Below are 26,054 nucleotides of genomic sequence, written 5' to 3'. Positions count from 1 at the left end.
ACGCGTTGCCGCCGTCCTGACGGTTGCCGTGCGTTCCGTCAGAGCCAGTTACGGCGGGCGGCCTGGAATGCCAGGCCGGTGCGGGTGTCCACCGACGCCAGCGTCATCAACCGCTCCAGTCGACGCTGCACGGTGCGCCGGCTGACGCCGAGCTGCGACGCGATCGACTTGTCGGGAAAGCCGGCCACGAAGAGCGACAGCAGGAAGCGCTCGCCGTCGTCCAGGGCGTCGTCGGGCGCGGCGTCCGAGAGTTGGCACCGGTCGGCGTCCCAGCGGATCGGGGTCGCCCGGTCCCAGTGGCTCTCGAAGAGCGCCAGCAGCGCGTCCAGCAGCTCGCTGCGCCGGACCAGGGCGGCGGTCGGCTCCCCGACGTCGCGCTCGTCGTCGGGTACCAGCGGGCAGATCGCGGTCGACCGGTCGGCGATGGCGATCCGGACCGGCAACGTCGGCAGGGTACGGGCCTCCTCACCGGCGCGTACGCTCTCCGCGATGCTCTCCAGCTCGCCGGGTGCCTCCAGCAGCGCTCGCTCGTAGATCGCCCGGTAGCGCACCCCACGGGCCAGCGCCCCGGACTCCTCGGCGTTCTCCGAACCGGACATGGCCAGCGGATTGGCCCGGCAGAACCAGAGGATCTCCTCGCGGGCCGAATCCTGGAGGTCGCGCAGCCGGTCGCGCAACGCACCCGCGCCGACGACCACCTCCACCAGATGGTCGGCGTCGCGGCGCCGGGCACTGGTCCGGTACTCCTCGGTCAGCGCGGCCACCGCCTGGCGGGCGGTCTCCAGCGACTCCTGCCGGCGCAGCAGGGTGTTGCCGAGCGCGACGTCCGGCGGCAGCGGTTCGAAGACCGGATCCGGGCCGGGGCGTGCCATGGCCAGCCCCTTGCTCCGCAGGCCCTCCAACAGTGCGGCGGCCTCCTCGAGCGGTACCTCGGCCAGCCCGGCGAGGTCGGCGGGGCGGGCCGCGGAGAGGCGCAGCAGCAGCCGGTACGCCTGCTCCTCCTGCGGTCGCAGCAGCCCGGTGTCGTCGAACATGCCCGCCCCTCCCTACTCCCCGGCGACTCCGAAGACTCTACGAAGCCGCCAGGTGGCCCGTTGGCCGGCGTGATGGCGGAGGGCCACCGGCTGATCTTCGTCGGCGCGGTCTCACTACGGTGGGGTGATGACGAGTCGACCCAAGATGTTGATCTCCGCCGATCTGGAGGGCGTCTGCGGGATCGTGCACCCCACCGAGACGAACCCGGGTGGCTACGACTACGAACGCGGACGGGCGCTGATGACGGCCGAGGTGAACGCGGCGGTCGCCGGCGTGCTGGACGCCGAGCCCGACGCCGAGGTCTCGGTCGCGGACTCGCACGGTCCGTTCCGCAACCTGCTGCCCGAGGAACTCGACCGGCGGGCCCGGCTGATCCGGGGCAAGCCGCGCCCGCTGGGCATGGTGGCCGGGCTCGAAGCCGGGGTGGAGGCGCTGCTCTTCGTCGGGTACCACGCCCGGGCCGGTGCCGGGCCGGCCGTGCTGGCGCACACGATCAGCGACGCCGTACTCGACGTGCGGCTCGACGGGCGGTCGGTGGGGGAGATCGGGCTGAACGCGGCCGTGGCCGGGCACTACGGCGTACCGGTGGTGCTGCTCAGCGGGGACGACGCGGCCTGCGCGGAACTGCGGGACCTGGTGCCGGCGGCGGTGACCGTCGAGGTCAAGCAGGCGCTCGGCCAGGCGGCGGCGGTGACGTTGCATCCGGAGGAGGCCCGGGACCGGATCCGCCGGGGCGCCGCCGAGGCCGTCCGGGGACGCCGGCGAATCCGCCCCGTGCCGACCCCCACTCCGGTACGGATCGAACTCGACCTCTACGGTCCGTACACCGTGGACCTTGCCACCCTGGTCCCCGGCGTCACCCGGTCGGCCGGCGCCCGCACGCTCACCTTCACCGGCCGCGACATGGCTGAGGCGTACCGGGTGGTCCAGCTCCTGGTGCAGCTCGCCCAGATCAAGCCCGGCTGATCCGTTCGCCTGTTGGATCCGCTGTGCACGGGTCCGCGCTCGGCCGGTCAGGGTTTCCTCGCCGCCGGACAGGGTGACGAACATCGTCGATGTGTTCCATGTCACGATCACCCCAGGACGGAAAGCCGGCACGACATGATCAGCGGCAGGCGCGGGTGGGTTGACGGCGCCCCGCGCGTCCGGAGCCGGCGATCCGGGACCTTCCGATCACGAGAGGGGCGTCGTGAATGAGCCGTGACCTCGGCGCCAGCCACGACCCCGGGCAGTTGGCCGCCGCCCGGCTGACCGCGACCCGGGCCGCGACCCGGGCCGGGGTACGGGTACGCCCGCTGGTGTCGCTGGCGGACACCGTCGCCTGCGAGCGGCTCCTCGAGGAGGTGTGGCGGAGCCCGGCCGGCCACCTGCCGCTCGCGGCCGACGTCATCCGCTCCCTCGTCGACGCGGGCAGCCTGGTGGCCGGCGCGTTCGAGACGGCCGACCCCGGACGGTTGGTCGGGGCCTGCATCGGCTTCTGGAGCCCGCCCGGTCGACTCGGGTTGTACAGCCACATCGCCGGAGTGCGCGAGTCGGTCCGTGGTCGTGACATCGGCTTCGCGCTCAAGCTGGACCAGCGGGCCGGCGCGCTCGAACAGGGCGCCACCGAGATCAGTTGGACCTTCGACCCCCTGGTGGCCCGTAACGCCCACTTCAACCTGCACAAGCTCGGCGGCGGATCGCACACCTACCTGGTCGACCACTACGGCCGGATGACGGACGGGTTGAACGGCGACGACCCCACCGATCGGCTGATGCTGCGCTGGGAACTGCTGGCCGAGCGGGTCCGGCGGGCCTGCGACGAGGGACTGCCGCCCGATCCCGGGCCACCGCCGCCGGCGATGCTGGCCGCCGAGGGCGACCGGCCACGCCACCGGGCGGTCGACGCGGACCGGGTACTGGTGGCGGTGCCGCCGAACATCGAGGAGCTGCGGCGACGGGATCCCGCCACCGCCCGGGCCTGGCGGTCGGCGCTGCGGGACGTACTCGGCGCGCTGCTGGACGCCGGTGCCCGGCTGGTCGACTTCGACCGGACGGCAGGCGGCTACGTGGTGGACCGGGGGGAGCGGGGATGAGGATCGAAACCGTCACGTTGTGGCAGGTCGCCATGCCACTGGTGGCCCCGTTCCGGACCTCCCTGAGCATCGAGTACGAGCGGTCGGCACTGCTGGTGCGGGTGGTCACCGCCGAGGCCGAGGGCTGGGGCGAGTGCGTGGCCGGTGCCGACGCCAGCTACTCCGCCGAGTACGCCGAGGGCGCCGGGGACGTCCTGCGCCGGTTCCTGGTGCCCGCCCTGCTCGCCGCCGACACCGTCACCGCGCACACCGTGGCGCCGCTGCTGGCCGGTACCAGGGGCCATCGGATGGCGAAGGCCGCGCTGGAGATGGCCGTGCTCGACGCCGAACTGCGGGCTCACGGCATGTCCTTCGCCGCCGGGCTGGGCGCGGTCCGGACGCACGTGCCCAGCGGTGTCTCCGTCGGGATCATGGACTCGGTGCCGGAACTGCTGGACGCGGTGGCCGGCTATCTCGACCAGGGCTACCTCCGGATCAAGCTGAAGATCGAGCCGGGTTGGGACGTCGCGCCGGTACGGGCGGTCCGGGAGCGCTTCGGCGACGACCTGCTGCTACAGGTCGACGCGAATGCCGCGTACGCGCTCGGGGACGCCCGCCATCTCGCCCGCCTCGACGACTTCGACCTGGTGCTGATCGAGCAGCCGTTGGCAGAGGACGACCTGCGTGGACACGCCGAGCTGGGGCGCCGGATCCGTACTCCGATCTGCCTCGACGAGTCGGTGGTGTCGGCCCGCGCCGCCGCCGATGCCATCGCCCTGGGCGCCTGCCAGGTCGTCAACGTCAAGCCCGGCCGGGTCGGTGGCTACCTCGAAGCCCGTCGCGTCCATGACGTCTGTGCCGCCTCCGGCGTGCCGGTCTGGTGCGGCGGGATGCTGGAGGCCGGGCTGGGCCGGGCCGGCAACGCGGCGCTGGCGGCGCTGCCCAACTTCACGCTGCCCGGTGACCTCTCGGCCTCCGACCGGTACTACGCGACCGACCTTACCGAACCCTTCGTGCTGCGGGACGGCGGCCTCGACGTCCCGACCGGCCCCGGGCTCGGCGTCGAACCACTGCCGGACGTCCTGGCCGAGATCACCCGCTCGGTGCACGAACTGCGGCGGTAGGCCAGCCCCTCGGTGGTGCCGGCGGCGGGGTCAGCCTCGCAGTTGTTGGGTGATCGTGGGGTCGGTGATCTGGGTGTCCTTCGCCAGCATGAGCGCCTTGCTGAGGATGACGGCGAGCACCCGGTCACCCTCGAACGGGAGGAAGACGTCGCCGGTCGCGGAGCCGGTCGTCTGCTTCGGCACGATGCACAGGTATTGGTCGTTGGGGCTCATCAGGATGTTGCCCGAGCCGAGGTGGATCCGGTAGGTGCGTAGGTCGCCCCGGACCACGAGGAAACGGCCCTCGACCTCGGCCCGGTCGGCGATGGCCAGCCGGGGGACGAGGCGTTCGAGCATCTCCCTGCGGGTCTGCGCGGTGCCGCTGAGTTCGCCGAAGCTGTAGGACGCCCAGTATTCCCGGAACCGTCCGTCGGGACCGCCGTCCTGCCAGGTCGGGTCGTTGCCGACGCTGGCGACGCCGACGAAGAGGTCCACGTCGCGGAGGATCTCGCTGAGCACCAGCGGCGGGATCTCGGCCAGTGGCAGCGGGTCGGTCGGCTGCGCGTCCTGGTGCACCCACTGCTCGTAGCCGCCGCCACCGGCGTGCGCGTAGTGCTCGGGTGCGGTGATCGGATAGAACCGGACCTGATCGGTGGCGATCCGCAGGTATGCCCCCGACTCGGTGGTGTCGGCCGCCCAGTCGTCGCCGATGCCCTCGATCCAGAACTCCGCGCGCAGTCCCCACTGCGGCAGCTCGCGGGTGGCCGGCTCGTACGCGTCGTCGACCATCATCCGCAGCTTGTTACGCCAGCCCCGAGCCGCGGTCAGGGCGTGGAACTGGTGCTGGCGCAGGACGTGCGCGGCGTACCGGTTGGAATAGACCCGGGTGTTCTCCTCGGCCGCGGTCAGCAGGTAGACCTCGCGGTGTGCCTGCTTGAACGGCTGGGTCACCCGGTTGGCCTCCAGCCATCCGCGCCAGGCGAGCACCTCGGCCACCTCGCGGCCGATCGGGTGCCACAGCCGGACGGTCTCACCGCCCGTGATCTCCTTGCCTTCGTGGGTGTGCAGCGCGCCGTCCCGGTAGGCGCAGGGCACGTCGTCGACGAGCCAGATCAGCCGGCGGGCCAGCGTACCGACCAGAGGGTGGTCGAGATAGCGGGTACGCCAGGCGTCGAACGGCCAGACCCGCTCAGCGAGGAACTGGCGGTCGAGTCGTTCCGCCTGGGCCGAGAGCATCTTCTCGACGTCCTTGACGGCGGCTTTGAACTCGGCGAGTTGCTCGGGGTGTCCGGACCGCACCGAGGCGGGGACCGACTTGACGACCTTCCCGGCGCTGCTGCGCCAGGTGACCGTGACCGTCCCGGAGCTGGCGTCCAGCGTCGCCGAGGCGTCGCCGAAGTGTTCGACCCGCCGGCCCACCTCGGTCAGCCCGTACGCCGGGACGGCGAGTTCCTCGACCTCGTCCCGGGTCAGGCCCAGCGCCGCCGCCCGGGTGTCGAGGGCCGCGTTCAGTTCCTTGAGCGTGCCCTTGAAGGTGACCCGGGCGGCGAGCCGGGCGATCTGGGCGAGCGCCTCCTCGGTCGGTACCCGGGACAACGCGTAGACCGCGGCGTTGGCGATCTTGGGGTTGCGTGGGCCGAGCCCGGCGACCTTGCGCAGTGCCGTCTCGACGAGCGCGCCGAGCACCCGTGCCGTTTCGGGGTGGTCGGGCAGGAAGGAGACCATCCAGACCAGTCCACGCAGCGGCGTCGTGTTGAACTGGTCGAACGACTCGGTGACGTCGTGCTCCCACTGGGTGCGGTTGAGGCGGATGGTGCGCGGTCGGCCGACCAGCGTGAGCCAGCCCCGGAGCCGGTCACCGGGCTCGGCCAGCTCGTCGAGCAGCCCGCGAGCGGCCGTCTCCCACCTCTGCGACGGTTTGGCGCTGGTGGCGGTCGCCGCGTGCCGGAACAGCTCGTACCAGTGGCGGGCCTCCTCCGGGTCGAGCGACGCGACGTCGGCCAGGGCCTGGTCGGCCCACGCCTCGCCCGGATTGAGCGCGGGTACGTCGAGCTTGACCAGCAACGACTTGAGTGCCTCGGCCGAGCTCCAGTAGCCGTGCGCGACCGTACGGCGCATCACGGCGACGACCTCCGGTGGCAGCGGCCGCCCGGCGTCGAGCAGGAGTTCGGCCATCCGCCGCTGCTCCTTGGCATCGAAGTAGGCGGTGTGCCGGGCGCCGAAGGCGAGCGCGACGGCTGCCGACTCCGGTGTCGCGATCTTGGTGTACGGCCTGACCAGGATCTGCAACAGGTCGTTGGTGACCCGGCGCTGCCCGGTATCGGTGACCCGGCAGCAACGCTCGAGGATCGCCATCAGCAGCTCGGGCTTGCGTTCCGGCGCGACGAGGCCGAGCGCGTCGGTCACGTGCCGGCTCTCGTGACCCCAGTGCCCGGTGTAGACGGCGGTGAACGCCATCGTCTCGTCGGCGAGGCCCTCGACGTCGCCGCGCCGGGCGAGTTCGGCCATCCGCCCGCCGCACTCGGGGAAAATCACTGGCGTCGACATCATCCGCCGACCAGCGGCACGAGCTTGAGGAAGGTGATCCGCGTCCCGCGGGTCAGCTCCACGACCGCGTCCAGCTCGTCGACCTGCCGGTCGTCGACGAGCACGATGAAACCGTTGCGGGAGAACGCCTCCAGCGCCCGGTCGGCCTGCTCCTGCGGGTCGATCCGGCGTGGCTGCCTGAACTTGAAACCGTTGAGCGTCCGCTCGGTGTCGGTCGGCTGCACCAGGCCGCGGAAGAGGTCGCCGCCCTTCGCGTTGTGCTCGGCGACCTCCTGGAAGACGCGGCGGCGGATCACCTCCCGCAGCGGCAGGCGCTCCTCGAAGATCTCCAGGTGCCATGCGGCACTGCGCTCGCCCGCGGTCGTCTCGTCGACGAAACTCACCATCGCCATGGCGTCGCAGTCTAGGGCCGCCCCCCGACACGGCGTCGACCGTGCGGCCCGCAGAACCGCGTCCGACGAGCGTCCGGCAGGACCGCGTCCGGCGAGCGTCCGACGTGCGGCCGGCAGGACCGCGTCCGACGTGCGGCCGGCGAGCGTCCGACGAGCGGCCGGCGACGCACGGCGACCTCGCGCTGTCGCCGACGGTCCAGCCCTGCGGGCCGCCCCACCTGGGCGGGTGGCCCACCGTACGGGCCCTGCCCGCTGGGTATCCGACAGACAGCATCCCAGCCATCAGGATGACCGCTACGATTTTCTCGACGCCGGGCAAAACCGCACGTCAGCATCCGCGACCGGGTTCCGAACGGTACGGCGAGCGTGGCATGCACGTGAAACTGGCTCCGGCCCACTTTGTGCGATCGGAACGGATCAGTTCAGGGGCGCATGACGCATTTGCGGAGTCGGTCGGTTCTTGCGCGGCCCCCAACTGTCGTTGATCATGTTGATCCGGCCGAGAGAAGGGATCGTGCCGCATGGCATGCGCGTTGTCGGCGCGGCCCGTCGGATCGGTGCGTGCCGGCCATCCAGGCCGCGTTCAGTCGCGATCCAGTCGCGCCTGGCATTGTCGGCCAATCCAACGGCATTGAGTGAGCGCTCGTGATGCTGGAAAGGATCCGAATGCGGCATTTCTGCGCGGCGAGATCCAGGGGGTCGAATCGATCGGTCGGCGTGGGGGCGTCGATTGACCGCGATTCGGATATGTCGCCGGAATAATCCTCGGAACGGTCCGGGAGTATCCGCAGGCGGTGTAGCCGAACCGCATTCCGGAACGGCACAGCCGACATCTGGCGAGATGTCGGTGTCCGCGGCAGGGAGGGGGCAATCCGTGGACCGCATCCGGACACCGCTGGTCGCACGATCCGGGCTGGTCCAGCAGATCCTCACCGCGGTGACCACCGACCGGGGCGCCGTGCTGGTGGGGCAGCGGGGGACCGGCCGTACGACGCTCGTCGAACTCGTGACCCGGCAACTGTCGGCCGACCGTTACGCGGTGACCCGTACCACCGCCACCGAGGCGGGACGTCCGATTCCGTTCGGGCCGTTCTGGCAGCTCTTTCCGGTCACCGGCGACCCGGCCCTCGTCCCGGGCAGGATCCGCGCCGAACTGGTACGACGTGGACGATCGCGTACGCCCCTGCTGGTCGTGGAGGACGCGCACTGGATGGACGACCGGTCGGCGAGTACCCTGCTCGGCCTCGCGCACGACGGTCAGATCCGGCTGATGGTCACCACCCGGGCGGACGTGGCGACGCCCGACGCCGTAGTGGCGCTGTGGAAGGACCGGCATCTGCGTCGGGTCGACCTGCCACCGCTGGACCCGACGGAGACGGCGACCCTGATGCACGCGATGCTCGGTCACCCGGTGGCCTCGACCACCGTGCAGCTCGTCTACCAGTGGACCGGCGGCAACCCGAGGCTGGCGACCGAACTGGTCCGGCACGGCACCGAGACCGGTCGACTGGTGCACGATCGGGGTCTGTGGTGGTGGCGTGGTCCGCTCGACGTGCCACCGCATCTGGTCGAGCTGTTCCTGCCCGAACCCAACCGGCTCACCCCGACCCACCGGGACGCGCTGGCGGCGGTCGCCGTGAGCGACGACCTGCCGATCGAGCTGATCGACCGGGTCGCGCCGGATGCCGTCGAGGAGCTGGAGGATCTGGACCTGTTGCGTACCACGGACACCGAGGACGGGGTGTCGGTGGGATTCGGCCACCCGTTGCTCCAGGCGATCGTCTGGACGCAGGTGTCACCGGCCCGGCGGCGTCGGGTCGCGTCGGCGCTCGTCGCGGCGGCGCGCGAGGTCGGTCGTAGCACACCGGATCCGGTCACGGTCGCCCGCTGGCAACTGGCCGCGGGTGCGCCGGTCGCCGCCACGGTGTTGACGGATACCGCCCGCCAGGTGTCCCCGCACAGTCCGGAGCAGGCGCTCCGGCTGGCCCGGGTCGCGTTCGGCCGGGACCGGTCCGCCCGCGCCACCGTCGTACTGGCCGACGCGCTCGCCGAGCTGGGTGCCGGCCGCGAGGCGCAGTCGATACTGCACCAGGCGACCGCGTCCGAGCATTCGGCCACCGGACGCGTCGTACTCTCGGCGGCGCTCGCCCTGCACCGCTGCGCAACGGAGCGTGACCCGGCGTCGGCCCACGCCGACCTGCGGGCGCTCCGGGCCGTCGCGTCGCTCTCCGCACCCGAGGTCCTCGACGCCGTCGACGGCGCCGACGCGCTGGTCCTGCTGGTCGGCCAGCGCCCGGCCGACGCCATCCGGGCCGCCGACCGGCTCTCCGGCACCGGTTCCGCCGGCGGCTCGTCCGCACTACGGTGCCGGATCGCCCGTACCCTGGCGCTGGCCCTGGTCGGCCGCACCGACGAGGCGGCTGCGGCCGGTACGGCGGTGCTGGCGGATGCCGGCGGCGTCCGGGCCCCGGACACGGCGGGCCTGGCCGCGGCGGTGCTGTCCCTGATCGGGCTCTGGCGGGACGGCAGCGCGCCGCTGCCGGCCACCGATCCGATCCTCGGTCGCTGGCCGAGGCCACCGGGGGCGATACCCGGGACCCGGCTGCGCGCCGTCGACTGGCCGCTGCTGGTCGGATACGCGCGGCTGCTCCGGGGCGAGTACCCCGGCGCCGTCGAGCCGCTGCGCGAGGCACTGGCGCAACAGGCCGTCGGGTTCCGGCCGTTCCGCTCGGAGGCGTCGGCGTGGCTCGCCGTGTCGCTCGCCGCGACCGGGCAGCCGGCCGAGGCGCAGCGGGTGCTGGACCTGGACCCCCCGGATCGGCTGGCGGTGCTGCCGGGGCTCGGGCCGTGGGCCGCCGGGGCCATCGCCGCCGCCCGGGGCGACACCCGGTCCGCCGGGCGGCGGTTCGAGGAGGCGGTGGCGGCGGCACACGCGGCGAGTTGCTGGAGCGTCGAGTTGCAGTACCTGACCTGGGCGGCGCGGCTGCCACCCGCCGACCGGCCGGTCGCGCTGGCCGACCGGGTCGCGCACTGCCTCCGGTACGTCGAGGCGGGCCGGCTGGTGACCGAGGCGCGCGGCGAACTGGCGTTGCTCGACCGCGACCGTGCGGGCCTGCTCGAACAGGCCACCCGGCTCACCGAGATGGGGCTGCACCGGCGGGCGTGGCGGCTGGCCGAGGCCGCCACGAGGGTGTTGTCCGGGCGCGACCAGGACTACGCCGGGGCTGTCGCGCTGGCCGGTCGGCTCCGCACTGCCCTCGGTCTGCCCGCACCGAACCTGGCGTCGCCGACCCTGACGGCCCGGGAGAACGAGGTCGCGGCCCTGGCCGCCACCGGGCTACCCAATCGGGAGATCGCGACCCGGCTGGTCGTGTCGGCCAGGACCGTGGAGAGCCATCTGGCCCGGGTGTACCGGAAACTCGGCATCGGTTCCCGTCGTGAACTGCGGTCGGACTGGTTCAGCCGTGCGGTGCAGGACGGTCCGGGGATGCCGACCGCCCCGGACACCTACCTGGTCTGACCCGAACCTGCCGCCACCTCGCCCCGGGCCGCCGCGGCCGAGAGCACCGCCGGCCCGTCGGCGTACGCGGCGGCGTGCAGCGCGTACATCTCCGCGTAGCGGCCGGCCCGGTCGAGCAGCTCGGCGTGCGGGCCGTACTCGACTATCCGGCCCTCGTGCAGCACCACGATCAGGTCCGCGTCGCGTACCGTGGTGAGCCGGTGCGACACGACGACGGTGATCGGTGCGTCGGCGGTCGACCCGTTCGGCGCGAGATACCTGCGCAGCAGTTCGGCTTCGCTGTCCGGGTCGAGGCTCGCCGCCGGCTCGTCGAGCAGCACCACCGTGGGCGCGGTCCGCATCCGGCCCCGGGCGAGCGCGAGCTTCTGCCACTGCCCGGACGACAGATCGGTACCGTCCGGGAACGTCCGGCCGAGCCGGCTGTCGAGGCCGGCGGGCAGTTCGGCCACGATGGTGGCGGCGCCCGCCGATTCCAGTGCGCTGCCGACCGCCTCCCGGTCGTCGATCGCGCCGAGCCGGCCGACCCCGACCGACTCCCTGGCCAGCAGCTCGAACCGGCAGAAGTCCTGGAAGGTCGCGGTGACCCGGCTCCGCCACAGCTCCGGATCCACCTGCGCCAGGTCCTGCCCGCCGAACGTGACCCGCCCGGTCGACGGCGGGTAGAGACCCGCCAGCAGCGCGACCAGGGTGGACTTGCCGGCACCGTTGTCACCGACGACCGCGACGGTGGCCCCGGCGGGCAGCCGGAGGTCGATCGGGCCCAGCGCCGGCGTCGCCTCGCCGGGGTACCGGAAAGTGACGCCGTCGAGGACCAGGTCGCCGCGCTCGGGCAGCTCCTGGCTCCGTCCGCCGGCGGCACCCGGGTGCGGATATCCGGCCAGCCGCTGGTAGAGCGCCACGGTGTGCAGCGAACGGCGCAGCCAGCCGATCAGGAAGCTCAGCCCGGTGGTGGCGCCGACCAGCCGGGTGCCGAGCAGCAGCACCAGGACGGCCTCGCCGGCCGAGGCGGTGCCGGAGAGCACGGACCGGGTGACGAGGTACAGCCCGGCCACGAGCGCGACGCAGAACAGCAGCCAACCGGCCGCCATCGCGACGGCGCCACGAGCCCGGGCCGCTTCCCGACGGCGTGCCGAGACGGCGAAGGCCGCCCGGTGCCGGGTGGCGATCTCGCCGCCCAGCCGGTAGAGCCGGACCTCGGGGGCGGCGGCCGGATCGGTGGCCAGGGTGAGCAGGGCGGCACGCTGGCGGTCGGCCTCGGCGCCGGCCACCTCGGCCGCGGCGACGATGGTCGCCTGCCAGCGGATGGCGAGGGCCAGCGGCAGGATGAACACCGGCAGCAGGGCCAGCATCGGACTGACCAGGGCCATCAGCACCACCGCGGCCACGAACCGGGCCAGCAGGCCGGCGTTCTCGACCAGCGCCGCGAACGCGCCGCCGAATTCGGTCCGGCGCTGCCTCACCAGCTCGGCCGTGTCGAGGAACTCGGGGTCGTGGTAGTGGCTGACGTGGGCGGGCCCGGAGCACAGGGCCATCAGGCGGCGGTCGAACTCGAGCCCGACCCGCTGCTGGAGTACCTGCCGCAGGTCGGTGGCGACCGCGCTCGCCTGGTGCACGAAGACGGTGACGAGGACGAGGACGAGTCCACCGGTCAGCGCCTCGGTGAGCTGCCGGGCGACCGCGCCGTCGACCATGCTGCGCAGCCCCAGCGCCTGCGCCGCCGCGATGATGTTGAACAGCGGGACGAGCACCAGGACCAGCACCGCGCGTCGCGGGTCCGCCCGGACCGCGACGCCCACCACCAGGCGGGCGGCGCTCAGCCAGCTACCCACGACGGCCTCCTGCGGAATCGGTGAAGGGCGCGGACTGCACCCGGAACATCTGGGCGTACCGGCCGTCGGCCGCGAGCAACTCGTCGTGGCTGCCGTACTCGCTCACCCGGCCGCCCTGCACCACGGCGATCCGCTCGGCGAGCCGGACGGTGGCGAACCGGTGCGACACCAGGATCGTGGTGATGCCGGCGGTGATCTCCAGGAACCGTGCGTAGAGTTCGTACTCCGCCTCGATGTCCAGGTGCGCGGTGGGCTCGTCCAGGACGAGGACCTTGGCACCCTGCCGCACCGCATAGAGCGCCCGGCTCAGCGCCAGCCGCTGCCACTGCCCGCCGGACAGCTCCGTCCCACCCGTGTAAGCGCTGGTCAGTGGGGTGTCCCAGCCGTCCGCCAGCCCCTGCTCGACGCCGAGGAAGCCACCGAGCCGGGCCGCCTCGACCACCCCGTCGCTGGTGGCGGTCGCCTCGACCGCGCCGAAGGCGATGTTGTCGCGCACCGAGAACGGGTACCGCCCGAAGTCCTGGAACACCACGGCCAGTTGCCGGCGCCAACTGGCGAGGTCGTAGTCGTGCAGGTCCCGCCCGTCGACGCGGATCAGGCCGGCGTCCGGCCGGTAGAGCCCGGCCAGCAGTTTGGTGATGGTGCTCTTGCCGGCGCCGTTGTCCCCGACGATCGCCAGCGATGACCCGGCCGGAATGACGAGGTCCAGGTTGTCGACGACCGGGCGGCGGGCGCCGGGATATCCGAAGGAGACCCGCTCGAAGCGGATCTCGCGGTGTGGCAGCCCGGTCGCGGCCGGCCCGGCGACCTCGGTCACCGGGGTGCCGAGCGCACTCACGGCGAGCGCCGGCGGTACCGCCGCACTGGCCAGGTGCAGCCGCCGTTGCAGGTCGCCGGTGAACCCCAGGGCGAAGAGCCCGAGCAGCGCCTGGAGGGCGATTGTCAGGTGCCCGACCGACGGCTCGCCGTTGCTGGCCCCGTACGCCAGCGGCACCACCACCACGACGTGTGCCGCCAGCAGCAGCGCGCTCGCCGCCAGGTGTCGCCGGCCGTCGGTGGTCTTTCGGCGCATCTCGACGATGCCGTCCCACCATTCCCGGGTGAAGCGTTCGACGAGCCAGTGGTGCAGGCCGAACAGGCGCAGCTCCTTGGCCGACGGCGCGGTGACCGCGATGTCGCGCAGGTACGCCGCGTGCCGGAGCTGGACGGTCCTGGCGGTGTTGGCGACGACGGCGCGGGCCATCTCCTTCTCCTGCCAGCGGCCGGTGACGAACCAGGCGGCACCGAGGACGACCGGCATCCACCACTGCCCGGCCCAGCCGAGCAGGACCGCGGACGCCAACCCGGTGAGGCGGAGCGGGACCAGGTAGGCCAGCGCGTTGACGGCCTGCCCGGGGGCGTGCGCGCCGATCCCGACCCCGCGCGCCTGCTCGATCTGGTCGGCGACGTCCGGGTCGTCCAGGTGCGCGACCCCGGCCGGGCGCAGTGCACCCTCGACGGTGCGTTGGGCCAGGCTGCCGTCGACCGCGGTACTCAGCTTCGCGGTGACCATCGCCCGGATCGGCTCCAGGGCGATGTCCAGGACGAGCGCCAGCGCCAGCATGGTGAGCCCGGTCCACGCCTCCCGGGACGCCGCCGGGCCCCCGTCGGCGGTCAGCGCCACGACCAGGCGCCCGATCGCCAGTGGCAGCAGTACGACGCCGGCCACCTGCGCGGCGACGAGCGCGACGAGCGCCACGGTGAGCGGGGTGCTGACGCGCGGCAGCTCACGGACGAGCGCCGACACGCTGCCGGGGCGCCGGGTCACGCCGGCTGTCGGTGAGGTCGACACGGGCACACTCCTTGCGACGTCGACGGTTTCGGTCGTCCAGCCCCGCGGTGGCCACCCGCGCGGGGTGGCCACCGCCATCAGGTAGCTGCCCTCTTACGAGGCGTCGACCGGCGGGTAAGCGCGCATGATCCACCTCCTCTACTGGCGACGGGCAGTGAACCGTGGCGGCCGCCACGCCAGAACGCTAGGTGCCCCGGCGCACCGGGGAATCGGTAGTCGGGTACGCAACCGCGCGGCCGGAACCACCGACAGCCGGCCGGTACGCGCACGTCGTCGGGGCTCCCGGCCTGCGTATCCGGTCGTGGGCCTTGCGTAGTCGTCGCCGATGCCCGGGGCGGTTCGGCGCCCGTACAGTTCCGGCGACCGAACTGCCGATCCTGTCGGGAGACCCGTCCCATGAATGTCGACGCAGGTCCCAACGTCCTCATCTGGGACGTCACGTTCGCCTGTCCACTGCGCTGCTCGCACTGCTACACCGAGTCGGGCCGGCGCCGTCCGCAGAACCTCAGCCACGAGGAGATGCTGAAGGTGGCGGACGCGCTGATCACCTTCCGGCCGATCATGATCACGCTCTGCGGGGGTGAACCGCTCACCCTGCCGCGCATCGTGGAGGTGGTGGAACGGTTCGCGGCGGCGGGCGTACGGGTCTTCCTCTACACCAGCGGATGGTCACTGCCGGAGCAGACCGTACGGGATCTGGCCCCCATCGTCGCCAAGATCGTGGTCAGCGTCGACGGCGCGACGGCGGAGGTGCACGACCGGATCCGTGGCCGGGCCGGTTCCTTCGACCGGTGCATGGCCGCGCTGGCCCTGCTCGACGCGGAGTGCGCCCGGCGGGTCGCGGCCGGGGAGTCGCCGCTGCGCTTCGGCATCGACAACGTGGTGGTCCGGAGCAACTACCACCAGCTCGACGAGATGTGCGCCTCGGTCGCGCCACGGTTCCCACACCTGAGCGAGGTGGCGTTCGGCGCGGTGGTGCCCACCGGCCTGGCCAGCCGGGTGTCGTACGGCGAGCACGAGATGCTGAGCGACGAGCAGGTCGCGGCACTGGTCGACGAGGGGACGAGGCAGCGGCTCACCCAAGCCGCACCGGCGACGGTCACCGTCAGCACCACGGACAACTTCGGCGTGCAGATGCACCCCGACTACATCGCCAGCCACCCCGACTTCCGGCCCCTGGAGATCGAGCCGGACGGCAGGGTACGGGCGATGCCGATCTACGAGGGCACGGTCGGCAGCCTGCTGACCGAGGACCCGTACGTCCTGTGGGAACGTTCCCGCAGCCGGTGGGACGACCCGTGGGTGCAGGAGTGCATCCGTGGCATCCGTACCAGGACGGACTGGGCCGAGGTGGTGCGCCGTATCGACTACCGGTTCGGCTCCGACGAGGTTCGTGCCCGGATCGACCGTCGCCCGGTCTTCGACCCGGCGCAGGCACCGCGGCAGCTCGTGCTGCGCCCGGCCCGCGGTTGAGCACCTCCCTGGGCACCGAACCCTTCTCGACCTGAACCGCGCGGCGCTCACGCACCGCGTCCGACCCTGCGGTCCGTCAGACCGCAAGGAGAGGTTGAAGAAGCTCACTGGCGACCGGGCCGGGTAACGTGGGTTCGCGGCGGCCCGATTCGGCGCCGCGTCTCGGCCACGGTCGTGATCTCCGTGGTGTCTGTCGCGATCTTTGGCGGCGCGATCCTCGGTGTTACGTCCCGCGCACATTCGCGCCCAAGCCATTGAAGAGTTTCGTTAATCGAGTATTTCGCGCTTTCGGCGAAGTGGCGTAACTGCGAACTGGCCTGCTGGCAATGTGGCCGGACGAACGGACAGGCCGGCCACCGTCGGTCCCCCGGCGACTGCGGTGGTGGGGTTCGCATTCGCATCGGCGTGTCCACCGCCGCAGATGTCTCTTGTCTGCCTAGGAGGAGCCCAGATGCATCCCCCACCTGACGGTGTGCGCGCCGCACGGAGAGAGGCCACCCGGAAACGCTGGTCCTGGCTGCTGGTGCCGACGCTGGTCGTCGCCGGTCTCGGCGTACCGGTGTCGGCGCGGGCCACCCCGGTCGGCGTCGGCATTCCCGTCATGTTCGACCTCACCGACAACCAGGGCGCCTGGTTCGACACCGGCACGACGCTGTTCGGAACGAACTCGCTGGGCGTCGCGGTGACGCCTCGGACGAGGCTGCTCGACCTGCCGCTCGACTCCGTCCCACTGCTCAACGGCAACCTCGGCGAACTGGTCAACCTGCCCATCATCGACGGCGAGGCGCCGCTGCTGGGCAGCCTCGGCGTCGACCTCACCACCCTGCTCAACCTGGATCAGCTCACCGACGCGATCGACGACGCGGGTGGGTTGCTCGGCTTCCTCAACCCCACCGTCCAGCAGGCCAAGGCGCAGGTCGAACAACTGCGGCAACAGCTCGGTACCCGAAGTTCGAGCGAGGCGATACCGCTGTCGAGCCTGCCCGTCGGGCTCAGCCTGATGGACACCCTGGCGGATCTGGAGGAGTTGGCACCTCGTGACCTGAGCCTGACCCCGAAGGCGAAGTTCAAGGTCGCGGCGCCGGACGCGGCCTCCGCGCACTCGGTGACCAGTCTCATCTGGCCGGTCGGCGCGCAGGCGTTCGACCAGGGCAGCGCCTTCATCGGTGACGTCGAGACGTCGCTGGTCGAGCCGGGGCTGTACGCCTGGGCGTGCAAGATCCACCCGTACATGCTCGGGGCGGTGGTGGTCGACGATCCGTTGACGCCCGGTCTCGACTTCGGAAAGCGGTTGAACGTCGCGGTCAAGGGCGGGCTGGTGGTACCCAGTTCCTCGGACGTGGTGCAGCAGTTGGTGCAGAAGTTCTTCCGGATCACCTCGCCGACCAACTGGCAGAACTACAGCAACACCGAGGAACAGCAGTGGAACCCGTCGTACCCACCGGCGCCGATCCTGATGTACGACGGCAGCGGCCAACCCGTACTGGTCCCGCTGCTGGACGCCTTCTACGAGAGCAAGTTCGGTGAAGGGGTGACCCTGCCCGCGTTGACCCAGCGGCCGGCGGTACCCGGGGTCGGCGAGGTCTGGATCGACACCCAGATGGAGAAGTACGCCGGCAAGACCAAGTCGGGCGCGGCCACCAGGGTCGACGTGCAGAACTGGACGGTGGCCCGGAAGGTCGCGCTGCCGCAGATCAACATGAACAACCCGCACAACATGTGGAGCGACAAGGACGGCCAGTACATCTACCAGACGGAGTGGTTCTCCGACCGGCTCACGGTGTTCAACCGGACGACCGGGCAGTTGGTCCGGACCATCCAGGTCGGCCCGGACCCGTCGCACGTGATGACCCGGACCGACACCGACCAACTGCACGTGGCGATCAACGCCGGCAACGCCGTGGTCGAGTTGAGCCCCGGCGGAACGGCGATCGACCGGAGAATCCTGGTGCAGGGCCCGGGCCAGACCCCCGCGCACCCGCACGCGCACTGGATGAGCGCGGACGGCCAGACGATGGTGACCCCGAACGTCAACCATCACGATTCGACGGTGGTGAACGTGCCCACCGGCGGGATCACCAAGATGCAGACCGAGGAGTTGCCGATCGCGACCGGCATGATGCCGGACAGCTCGAAGTACTACGTGGCGAACTTCCTCGGCCAGAGCGTCTCCTGCATCTCGCTGGCCGGGCCCGCCTGCCGATCCGACAGCGGGAGCACGGTCGGCTACAAGGCGATCGACCTGTGGGACACCTACGACCCGGTCAGCGGTGCCACCAGTGGGCCGTTCGGTGGGCTGCCGATCCAGATCCCGGTCAGTCCGGACGGCCAGTACGTCCTGGTGGCCAACACGCTGACCAGCAACATCATGGTGATCGACACCGAGACGGACAAGGTCGTCAAGACCCTGGCCTGCGACTCCGGCTGCCACGGCATCAACTTCGGGGCCAAGCAGGGCGGCGGCTACTACGCGTACGTGTCGAGCAAGTTCTCCAACGCGCTGTCGGTGGTCGACGGCGACCCGAACGGTGACGGGAATCCGATCGACGCGACGATCGTCGGCCGGATGGTGCTGAACTCCGCGCCGGGGACGGTCACCGACGACACCGTGACCAGCTACAACGGCCTGGGTGGCCAGGGCGTCTTCGCATTCCCGATCGTCTACAACGGCTGGGTCCAGAACACCCCGGCCAGCATGGCCAACCAGCTCACCTGCGCACAGCTCAACCCCATCAACACCGGTATCTGTTCCTAGCCGGGGCCGCCGCAAGGGTGCGGGAGGGACCGTAAAGCGGACGGTCCCTCCCGCATGGCGGACGACATCGCGTGCTGCCGGACAGCCAGCGTCGGCTGTCCGCGATGCCGCGCGCTCTCACCAGGGTAGATGAGGAGAGACCCCATGTCCGACCTGAGCTTGCCGGGCGTCCGGCAGGTGTTGAGGAGTACGTCTCCACCGGTACGCCGGCTCGTCCTGGCGGTGTTGCTGGTGCTCGCGGTCGTCGCGGCCGGCGCGGCGATCTTCGCCCCGAGGATGGCGATGGCAGCCAACCACACGGTCGCGATCCGGAACTTCGCGTTCAGCCCGGAGGTGCTCAACGTGGCCCCCGGCGACACGGTGACCTTCGTCAACCAGGAGACCGACGGAACGGTGCACATGATCCGGGGCGACTTCACGTCTCCGGACATGCCGCCCGGCGCGACCTTCACCGTGACGGTCAGCGCGGCCCGGTCGTACTCCTATTTCTGCGGCAACCATCCGTACATGCTCGGCACCATCAACGCGGGCACCGCGCCGCCGACCACCGCCGCGCCGACCCCGACCACACCCAGACCCACCACGCCGGGCCCGAGCCCGACGGTCGGCCCCACCGCCACGCCGACGGTCGGTCCCACCACGCCCCCGACCGCGACCCCCACCGGACCGCCGCCGGGCGGCGCGCCGTGCCAGAACCCGACGGTCGGCGCCGAACAGGGCGACGGCACCCGGCTGGCGACCTTCGAGTTGGTCGGCGGGGTGAAGGTGTTCAAACTCTGCATGGCACCGCTCGACCTGGAGGTGTCGGCCGGGGTGGTACGGCCGGCGTACGCGTTCAACGGCATCGTCCCCGGCCCCACTCTCAAGGTCAACGAGGGGGACCGGCTCCGGTTCATCGTGCAGAACAACCTGCCGGAGCACACCGCGGTGCACTGGCACGGCATGGAACTGCCGAACCCGCAGGACGGGGTCCCGGACATCACCCAGCCGCACATCATGCCGGGGGAGACCTACACCTACGAGTGGACGGTCAAGACCACCGGCACCCACTGGTACCACTCGCACATGGGCGGCAACCAGGTCGGCAAGGGCCTGTACGGCGCCCTGCTGGTCACGCCGACCCTGGGTGACATCACCGCCGACCGGCACTACACCCTGACCATCGGGGACGGTTCCAACGGCTTCACCCTGAACGGGAAGTCGTACCCGGCGACGGCGCCACTGGCCGCGCGGGTCGGCCAACGGGTGCACATCCGACTGGTCGGCACCGGCCCGGAGCAGATGCATCCGATGCACCTGCACGGCATGTCATTCCAGGTGGTCGCCCAGGACGGCGCCAAGCTCGGCACGCCGTACGCGGCGGACACGCTGACCGTGGCGCCGGGGCAGACCTTCGACATCATCTTCCAGCCGAAGGAAGTCGGGAAGTGGCTGCTGCACTGCCACATCTTCTCGCACTCCGAAGGACCGGACGGGATGATCGGCCTGGTGACGGTCGTCAACGTAACCGCCTGACCTCCATCGGAACATCCGGTCTCACCGCGACCGTGATCCGGCTCGACGGAGCGTGGCCGTGGTCGCCCGACCGGATGTCGGGTCCGGCCGCCCGACCTACCTCGGCGCGGCCGGCCCGACGGCTCCGCGTACCGGCCCTGTTCCGGCCAACGCCCGACCGGGCCGGTACCACCCGCGCCCTCCACTATGGAAGGACACCCGATGACCCGTCATCCGCTCCGTCCACCCACCGCCGTGCCCAGCACCCGGGGCAGGCTGGCCAGGCTGGTGGCCACCGTGCTGGCCGGCCTGGTCGGCACCGTGCTGGCCTGGCTCGCCGCCCCGACACCGGCCTGGGCGCACGCCGACCTGATCCGGTCCACCCCGGCCGACGGGCAGGTCTACCAGCGGTCGCCGCAGCGGCTGCAACTACAGTTCACCGAGCCGGTCAGCGTACCGAAGGACGGGTTCCGGCTGTACGACTCCGGGGGCGAACTCGTGGCCACCGATGAGCCGGGCCATCCATCCGGGGACGGGACCACGGTCGACGTACGGCTGCGTGCCGAGCTGCCCGACGGTGGCTACGCCGTCTCCTGGCGCGTCGTCTCCGCGGACAGTCATCCGGTGAGCGGCGCGTACACGTTCACGGTCGGCAGCGCCGGGCTCGGCGGCACCGCGCCGAGTGGACCGCCGGCGGCGCGGTCGTCCGGTTCCGCCACCGGCCCGGTGTACGGCATCGTCCGGTGGGTCGCCTTCCTGGCCCTGGCGCTGCTGGTCGGCGCCGCCTTCTTCGTCAGTCACGGCTGGCCGGCCGGTGCCGCCCGACGCGGCGTACGCCGCCTGCTCTGGACCGGTTGGGCAGCCTCGCTGGCGGGCGCTGTCGGTGCCTTCCTCGGCTACGGACCATACTCGGCGGACCTGCCGTTGGGTCGTGCGTTCGACCCCGACCTGCTGGCCGCCACCGGAGACACCCGGCTCGGCGTGGCCCTGCTGGCCCGGGTGGGGCTGCTGCTCCTGCTGGCACCCGCGCTGGTACTGCTGCTGCGCCGGCCGGCCGCCCGGGACGAGGACCGGGACCGACGTACCCGATGGCTGCCGCCGGTCGCGGTCCTCTGCGCCGGTGCCGCCCTGGCCGCGACGTGGGGGTTGGCCAACCACAGCGCCGCCGGGGAGTTCACCGCGCTGGCGCTCGCCGCCGACGTGGTCCACCTGGTCGCGATGTCCGTCTGGCTCGGCGGCCTGGCGGTGCTCGTCGGGGCGCTGTTGCCGGCTCGGGACCTCGCCGCGATGCGGACCGCCGTTCCGGCCTTCTCCCGCAGCGCGGTGATCAGCGTGGCGCTGCTCGTCGTCACCGGCCTGTTCCAGCTCTGGCGCCAGGTCGGGACCCTCCCGGCGCTGCTGGAGACCTCCTACGGCCGGCTGCTGCTGGCGAAGGTGAGCGTCGTCTTCCTGCTGCTCGCCCTGGGCGGTCTCGCCCGTTCGTGGGTGCACCGGCAGTATCCCGTGGCCGGGCCCGGCCGGCGGCGGGGCAACCCGGGCGGGCCCGACGCGCACCAGCTCTACCACTTCCGACGTCGGGTGTCGATGGAAGGCGGTCTCGGGCTGGCCGTACTGGGTCTGACCGCGGCACTGGTCGCCACGCCGCCGGCCAAGGTGGTGTACGAGGCCCGCCAGCGCGGTCCGGCCGGAGTCGTCGACGGGTCCGCCGCGACGGTCGGCGACGGTCGGCCGGTTACCGCCGGTGGCCAGACCGGCGGCGCCCCGGCGCCCCGGGGGATGATCCCGTTCGACACCGGCTCCGGAGCTGCCGCCACCGGCCTGCTGGCGGTGGACATGCTGCCGCGTCGGGTCGGCCCGGCGACCGTGCACGTCTCGGTGCTGGACCCGACCGGCCGCGCCAAGGCGGTACCGGAACTTCGGGTGTCACTGCGGTTGCCCACAAAGGACCTCGGTCCACTCACCGTGCCGTTGACGAACGCCGGGCCGGGCCACTACCTCGGTACCGTCACGCTGCCGCTGCCCGGCCGCTGGGAGGTGGGCATCACCGTACGGACGTCCGATGTGGACCAGACAACGGTGCGTACCGAGCTGGAGGTCTCGGCCTGACCGGGGTCGCCCCGGCCCGACAGCGGTCACCAGGTTCGTCGACGAGCACTCTGACCCGGGCCGATCGAGCGGTGATCGCGGTCAGTCCGGTGGCGCCCCCGGCCCGAGTCGGGTCAGCGCGGCGGTGACCAGGGCGGCGATCCCGGTCGACAGGGTACCGGCGAGCTGCGGGGCGAACCGGGGCGAGTGGTTCCCCGGGATCACCGCCGGTCCCGCGCCCCGCTCCCCACCGGCCCGACCGGCGGACCACTGCCGTGGCCCCACCGACCCGAGCATCCAGTACGCGACGGGGACGCCGTCGGTCGCGAAGTACGGGAAGTCCTCGGTGGCCAGCGACGGCGGCCAGGTCGTGACCCGGGACGTCCCCAGGAGTTCCTCGTGACCGGCGCGTACGGCCGCGGTGAGGGCGGGGTCCGGTTCGGTGACCGGCGACTCCGCCACGACCCGGAGTTCGGGCGGCTCGGTACAGCCGGCCGCCGCGCACTCCGCGCGCACGATCCGGTCCAGCGCGGCGGCGAGCCGGTCCAGCAGGTCCGGCCGGAGCGCCCGCAGCGTGACGTCGAGTCGGGCCTCGTCCGGCACGATGTTGCTCCGGCTGCCGGCCCGTACCGAGCCGACCGAGACCACCGCCGGTTCCCCGGGGGCCGCCTCCCGGGCCACGATCGCCTGGCTGCGCAGGATCACCCCGGCGGCGGCGGCGATCGGGTCGACGGTCAGGTGAGGGGTCGCCACGTGCCCGCCCCGGCCATGGATGACCACCTCGAACGTCCTGCTGCCCGCGAGCATGGCACCGGCACCGTGCGCCACCATCCCAGCCGGAATGGGCGCGGTGTGCTGGGCCAGAACCGCGTCCGGCCGTCCGAACCGCTGGTACAGCCCGTCGTCGAGCATCGCCCGGGCACCGTACAGCGTCTCCTCGGCCGGCTGCCCGACGACCAGGAGGGTTCCCCGCCAGCGGTCCCGCGCGCCGGCCAGCAGTCGGGCGGCACCGGCCAGCGCCGCCAGATGCAGGTCGTGGCCGCAGGCGTGCGCGACCGGCACCGGGCGGCCGTCCGGGTCGATCCCGGTCACGGTGCTGGCGTACGGCAGTCCGGTCCGCTCGGCCACCGGGAGGGCGTCGAGTTCGGCCCGCAGCAGGACCGACGGCCCCGGCCCGTTCTCCAGTACTCCGACCACGCCGTGCCCGCCGACGTCCCGGACCACCCGCAGCCGGTCGTGCGCCAGCCAGGCCGCCAACTGCCCGGCGGTGCGCCGCTCGGCGCCGGAGAGTTCCGGGTGGGCGTGCAGGTCGAGATAGAGCGCCGCGGCCTGGGTGGTCACCGGTCGGGAGTCGGCGAGGATCGCGGCGGCCCGGTGCGCCACGGACGGATCAGCGCTCATCGTGCCGGGGCGCTGACAACAGTGGTGAGCGGATTGACAGCCGGACGACGACCGGCTCGTGAGCGCCGTCCGGTGGGATGGGGGTGGCACCGATCGTGCCGCCGCTTTTCGCCGGCACCATCCGTGCCGGCACTATCCGCCAAGGAGGATCCATGGTCAACGAATTCGGCCAGTCGCAGGGCGATCTCGCCTCCCTCGCCGAGGAGCTGCTGGAGCTGGAGTCGGAGACGTTCTCCGTCTCCGACTACGCGGACGCCTCGGAGGCGATCCTCGCCTCCTGCTCGTCCTCCGGCACGACCAGCACGTGCAGCAGCACCACCTCGACGACGAGTTGCAGCGCCTGACACTCGGTATCGCCCGGGGTGGTCGTGCCGGCCTGGTCCGGCCGGCCACCCCGGTTTCGTCGCGCCGACCCCGCGCCCACCCATCGGGCCCGCCCGACCGCCCCCGGCACCGTCCCCGCCCTCACCCCCGCTCAAGGGAACGGATGCGGTACGCGGTGCAACTCCGCCTCCGCCAGGTCGGTCGACCGCCAGCCGGCCCGCCGGTACGCGGTACGCAGCCGGGGCATCCGTAGCGCCCGCTGCCGCCGCCAGCCGAAGTCGATGGGCAGCAGGCCCGGCACGATGGCGCAGACGCAGTACAGGCCCATCCGGTGCTGCTCCGGCGTGGTCTGGTCCACGACGATCACGTCGAAACCCGCGCGGACCAGTTCCTGCTGGCAGTAGCGCAGATCGGCCAGCAGGTCGGTGCCGCCGGGCAGCACCCCCTCCGGATAGAGTTCCGCCATTCCGGCCGCCTCCCGTGGCCCGAGGTACGCGGCGGCGTGCTCGCGCATCCGGGGCAGGCCGAAGAGCGCGGAATGGTCGGCGAGCTGCCGGACCAGGTGGTAGTCCTCGGCCATCGCGTCGAGTTCGGCCTCGCGGCGGCGGACCTGCCGGGGCAGGTGCGGGATGTAGGTCAGCACCTCCGCGAGCGCGGCCTCGACCGCCCCCTCCGGATCGAGGCTGGCCCCGGCGGCGAACGAGAGCGCACCCGGACCGCCGTCCCGGCGCGCCGCCAGCCCGGTCACCACCGGCACCGCGAGGTCGACCCGGTTGTCGTAGGCGCGTACGTCGTAGCCGTGCAGGTGGGCCCGGTCGACCATGGCACGGATCCGGGGGCTGCGGCACGAGGCGAGGTCGATCTCGGGCAGCCGCGCGCCGCCGTACCAGCCGAGCAGGAACGCGTCCCGTTCGACGAGTTCGAGCAGCCCGTGCAGGACGGCCTCCTCCAGGCAGCCGCCGAGGGCGCAGCCGCTGGAGGTGGCGAAGACGAAGCCGTCGTCGGGCGTACCGCTGCTGTAGTGGCACAGGCGCCTCGGCACCAGGACCGGCCGGTCGTCCCGGAGCGAGTAGCCCCACACCCAGGGCATCGGCCGGTCCGGGGAGAAGGCGGTGGCCAGCGGGTCGGTCCGATAGGTCTCCGCCGGATAGTGGCCGACGTCGACCGGGTTCAACGCGTCGTCGGCGAGGTTGCGGTAGGAGTCGACCACCACCGGGTCGGCTCGGCGCCGGTGGGTCCCGGCGTACCGCTCCAGGCCCTCCAGCAGCGCCAGGGTGTGGCTGGACCGGAACGAGTTGCCCTGCCCGCTCCAGGAGACGTCGACCAGCCCGGCATAGCCCCGGACGAAGGCGCTGCCGGTGACCGGTGCCGTGGTCGGCGAGGTCACGTTGGCCACGGTTCCGGCGCCCAGCATTCCGCAGACCGGGTTGACCAGCGCCGTACCGGGCAACGCGAACTCCGCCAACCCGACGGTGCGGAACGTCGCGCGATCCGGCTTGGCCCGACTCGACAACACCAGCCTCCGGTCGCCGTCGAGGTCGGGCGACGGCCGGCCGCAGCTCGGGCAGAGCGGGTCGGCGAGCAGCGGATGGGTGGCCACCCGCAGGGTGGCGAGGTCCAGCCGGGACACCCGGGGCAGGGCGGCGTCCGCCGGCACCGGACGGGTCGGGAGCCCGTCCGGTGCCGACCGACCGGCCGGGACCCCGACGTACGGCAGCGCACCACCGCCGGGGCGATGCTGCCCCGGGTCGGTCGGAATCCTCGGGCTGCCCGACGTGGTCAGGACCGCCTGGCAGAGCGACCAGACCGCGTCGAGCAGGTGGCCGGTGAGGATCGGCCAGTCCACGGCGCCCCGGATCTCCGAGCCGACCTCCAGCGCCTCCCGCTCGGACCGGCCCCGCAGCCGTTGCCAGCGCCGCCCGAGACAGTGCCCGCAGGCAGCCGCCTCCGCGTCGCCGCCGCCCCACGGACCGACCAGGACCGCCCGGGCGGTCAGGTGCACGTTCGCGTCCCGGCGGACCGGGTCGGGCCGGTCCAGCACGTTGGCCGCGCCGAGGGACACCACCGCCGGCCGGCGCAGCCGGGTGCCGGCCGACGGTACCGCCCGGTCGTACCGGTCGAGCAGCGAGCGGGCCAGCTCACGCACGGCCCGGGTGAGCGGACCGTCCCGGTCGGTGGTCGCCGCCCCGGTGCCGCCGGCCACTGTGGTCA

Annotated in this window: 16 protein-coding genes; 9 read left to right on the top strand and 7 right to left on the bottom strand. The window is 72.4% G+C overall.

Features of this window, described 5'->3' with window-relative positions:
• Positions 1-38: 38 nt before the first annotated feature.
• Positions 39-1,034, bottom strand: coding sequence for a LuxR C-terminal-related transcriptional regulator (locus tag Pma05_RS29890; RefSeq protein WP_203860830.1), 996 nt, complete (start codon positions 1,032-1,034; stop codon positions 39-41).
• A gap of 127 nt (positions 1,035-1,161) precedes the next feature.
• Between Pma05_RS29890 and Pma05_RS29885 the strand changes: the two genes are divergently transcribed.
• The 3 genes from Pma05_RS29885 (at position 1,162) to menC (ending at position 4,213) form a co-directional block, all read left to right on the top strand.
• Complete coding sequence (locus tag Pma05_RS29885) at positions 1,162-2,001, top strand: M55 family metallopeptidase (protein WP_203860829.1); 840 nt, start codon at positions 1,162-1,164, stop codon at positions 1,999-2,001.
• A gap of 227 nt (positions 2,002-2,228) precedes the next feature.
• Positions 2,229-3,110 carry a GNAT family N-acetyltransferase gene (locus Pma05_RS29880; RefSeq protein ID WP_239313350.1) on the top strand — a complete coding sequence of 294 codons (882 nt, stop codon included), beginning with the start codon at positions 2,229-2,231 and terminating at the stop codon, positions 3,108-3,110.
• Positions 3,107-4,213, top strand: coding sequence for an o-succinylbenzoate synthase (menC, locus tag Pma05_RS29875; protein ID WP_203860828.1), 1,107 nt, complete (start codon positions 3,107-3,109; stop codon positions 4,211-4,213). Before Pma05_RS29880 ends, menC begins: the two co-directional genes overlap by 4 nt.
• Positions 4,214-4,243: 30 nt before the next feature.
• On the opposite strand, the gene Pma05_RS29870 is transcribed toward menC, so the two are convergent.
• Both Pma05_RS29870 and Pma05_RS29865 read right to left on the bottom strand, forming a co-directional pair.
• A complete protein-coding gene (locus tag Pma05_RS29870) occupies positions 4,244-6,727 on the bottom strand; it encodes a DUF4132 domain-containing protein (RefSeq protein ID WP_203860827.1) in 2,484 nt (827 codons plus the stop codon).
• A gap of 11 nt (positions 6,728-6,738) precedes the next feature.
• Positions 6,739-7,131 (bottom strand): hypothetical protein, encoded by a 393-nt coding sequence (locus Pma05_RS29865; protein WP_239313348.1) that lies wholly within the window; start codon positions 7,129-7,131, stop codon positions 6,739-6,741.
• Between the two features lie 874 nt (positions 7,132-8,005).
• Here Pma05_RS29865 and Pma05_RS29860 point away from each other — a divergent pair.
• Positions 8,006-10,651, top strand: a complete 2,646-nt coding sequence (locus Pma05_RS29860; RefSeq protein ID WP_203860826.1) for a helix-turn-helix transcriptional regulator — start codon at positions 8,006-8,008, stop codon at positions 10,649-10,651.
• Here Pma05_RS29860 and Pma05_RS29855 read toward each other — a convergent pair.
• Together Pma05_RS29855 and Pma05_RS29850 are read right to left on the bottom strand one after the other, a co-directional pair.
• The gene (locus Pma05_RS29855; protein WP_203860825.1) at positions 10,639-12,480 is read right to left on the bottom strand and encodes an ABC transporter ATP-binding protein; all 1,842 of its coding nucleotides are present in this window, start codon (positions 12,478-12,480) and stop codon (positions 10,639-10,641) included. The genes Pma05_RS29860 and Pma05_RS29855 overlap by 13 nt on opposite strands.
• On the bottom strand, positions 12,473-14,311 hold the full coding sequence (locus tag Pma05_RS29850) for an ABC transporter ATP-binding protein (protein ID WP_203860824.1): 1,839 nt from the start codon (positions 14,309-14,311) through the stop codon (positions 12,473-12,475). Before Pma05_RS29850 ends, Pma05_RS29855 begins: the two co-directional genes overlap by 8 nt.
• A gap of 396 nt (positions 14,312-14,707) precedes the next feature.
• On the opposite strand from Pma05_RS29850, the gene Pma05_RS29845 reads away from it, so the two are divergent.
• From Pma05_RS29845 to Pma05_RS29830, 4 genes are all read left to right on the top strand, one after another.
• Positions 14,708-15,784 carry a radical SAM protein gene (locus Pma05_RS29845; RefSeq protein ID WP_203860823.1) on the top strand — a complete coding sequence of 359 codons (1,077 nt, stop codon included), beginning with the start codon at positions 14,708-14,710 and terminating at the stop codon, positions 15,782-15,784.
• Positions 15,785-16,235: 451 nt separating this feature from the next.
• The gene (locus tag Pma05_RS29840; protein ID WP_203860822.1) at positions 16,236-18,539 is read left to right on the top strand and encodes a YncE family protein; all 2,304 of its coding nucleotides are present in this window, start codon (positions 16,236-16,238) and stop codon (positions 18,537-18,539) included.
• Positions 18,540-18,683: 144 nt separating this feature from the next.
• Positions 18,684-20,054, top strand: coding sequence for a multicopper oxidase domain-containing protein (locus Pma05_RS29835; RefSeq protein WP_203860821.1), 1,371 nt, complete (start codon positions 18,684-18,686; stop codon positions 20,052-20,054).
• Positions 20,055-20,255: 201 nt separating this feature from the next.
• Positions 20,256-22,139 carry a copper resistance CopC/CopD family protein gene (locus Pma05_RS29830; RefSeq protein WP_203860820.1) on the top strand — a complete coding sequence of 628 codons (1,884 nt, stop codon included), beginning with the start codon at positions 20,256-20,258 and terminating at the stop codon, positions 22,137-22,139.
• An 81-nt stretch (positions 22,140-22,220) separates the two neighbouring features.
• Here Pma05_RS29830 and Pma05_RS29825 read toward each other — a convergent pair whose 3' ends face one another.
• On the bottom strand, positions 22,221-23,519 hold the full coding sequence (locus tag Pma05_RS29825; protein ID WP_203860819.1) for an amidohydrolase: 1,299 nt from the start codon (positions 23,517-23,519) through the stop codon (positions 22,221-22,223).
• Positions 23,520-23,671: 152 nt separating this feature from the next.
• On the opposite strand from Pma05_RS29825, the gene Pma05_RS29820 reads away from it, so the two are divergent.
• Positions 23,672-23,863, top strand: a complete 192-nt coding sequence (locus Pma05_RS29820) for a thiazolylpeptide-type bacteriocin (protein WP_203860818.1) — start codon at positions 23,672-23,674, stop codon at positions 23,861-23,863.
• 131 nt (positions 23,864-23,994) lie between these two features.
• Here the strand turns inward: Pma05_RS29820 and Pma05_RS29815 are convergent, their stop codons facing one another.
• Complete coding sequence (locus Pma05_RS29815) at positions 23,995-26,046, bottom strand: TOMM precursor leader peptide-binding protein (protein ID WP_239313395.1); 2,052 nt, start codon at positions 26,044-26,046, stop codon at positions 23,995-23,997.
• Positions 26,047-26,054 lie beyond the last annotated feature (8 nt).

The organism is Plantactinospora mayteni (assembly GCF_016862935.1).
Lineage (GTDB): Bacteria > Actinomycetota > Actinomycetes > Mycobacteriales > Micromonosporaceae > Plantactinospora > Plantactinospora mayteni.
The sequence above is the reverse complement of the archived record's forward strand: the minus strand, read 5'-3'. Positions and strand labels throughout refer to the sequence as shown.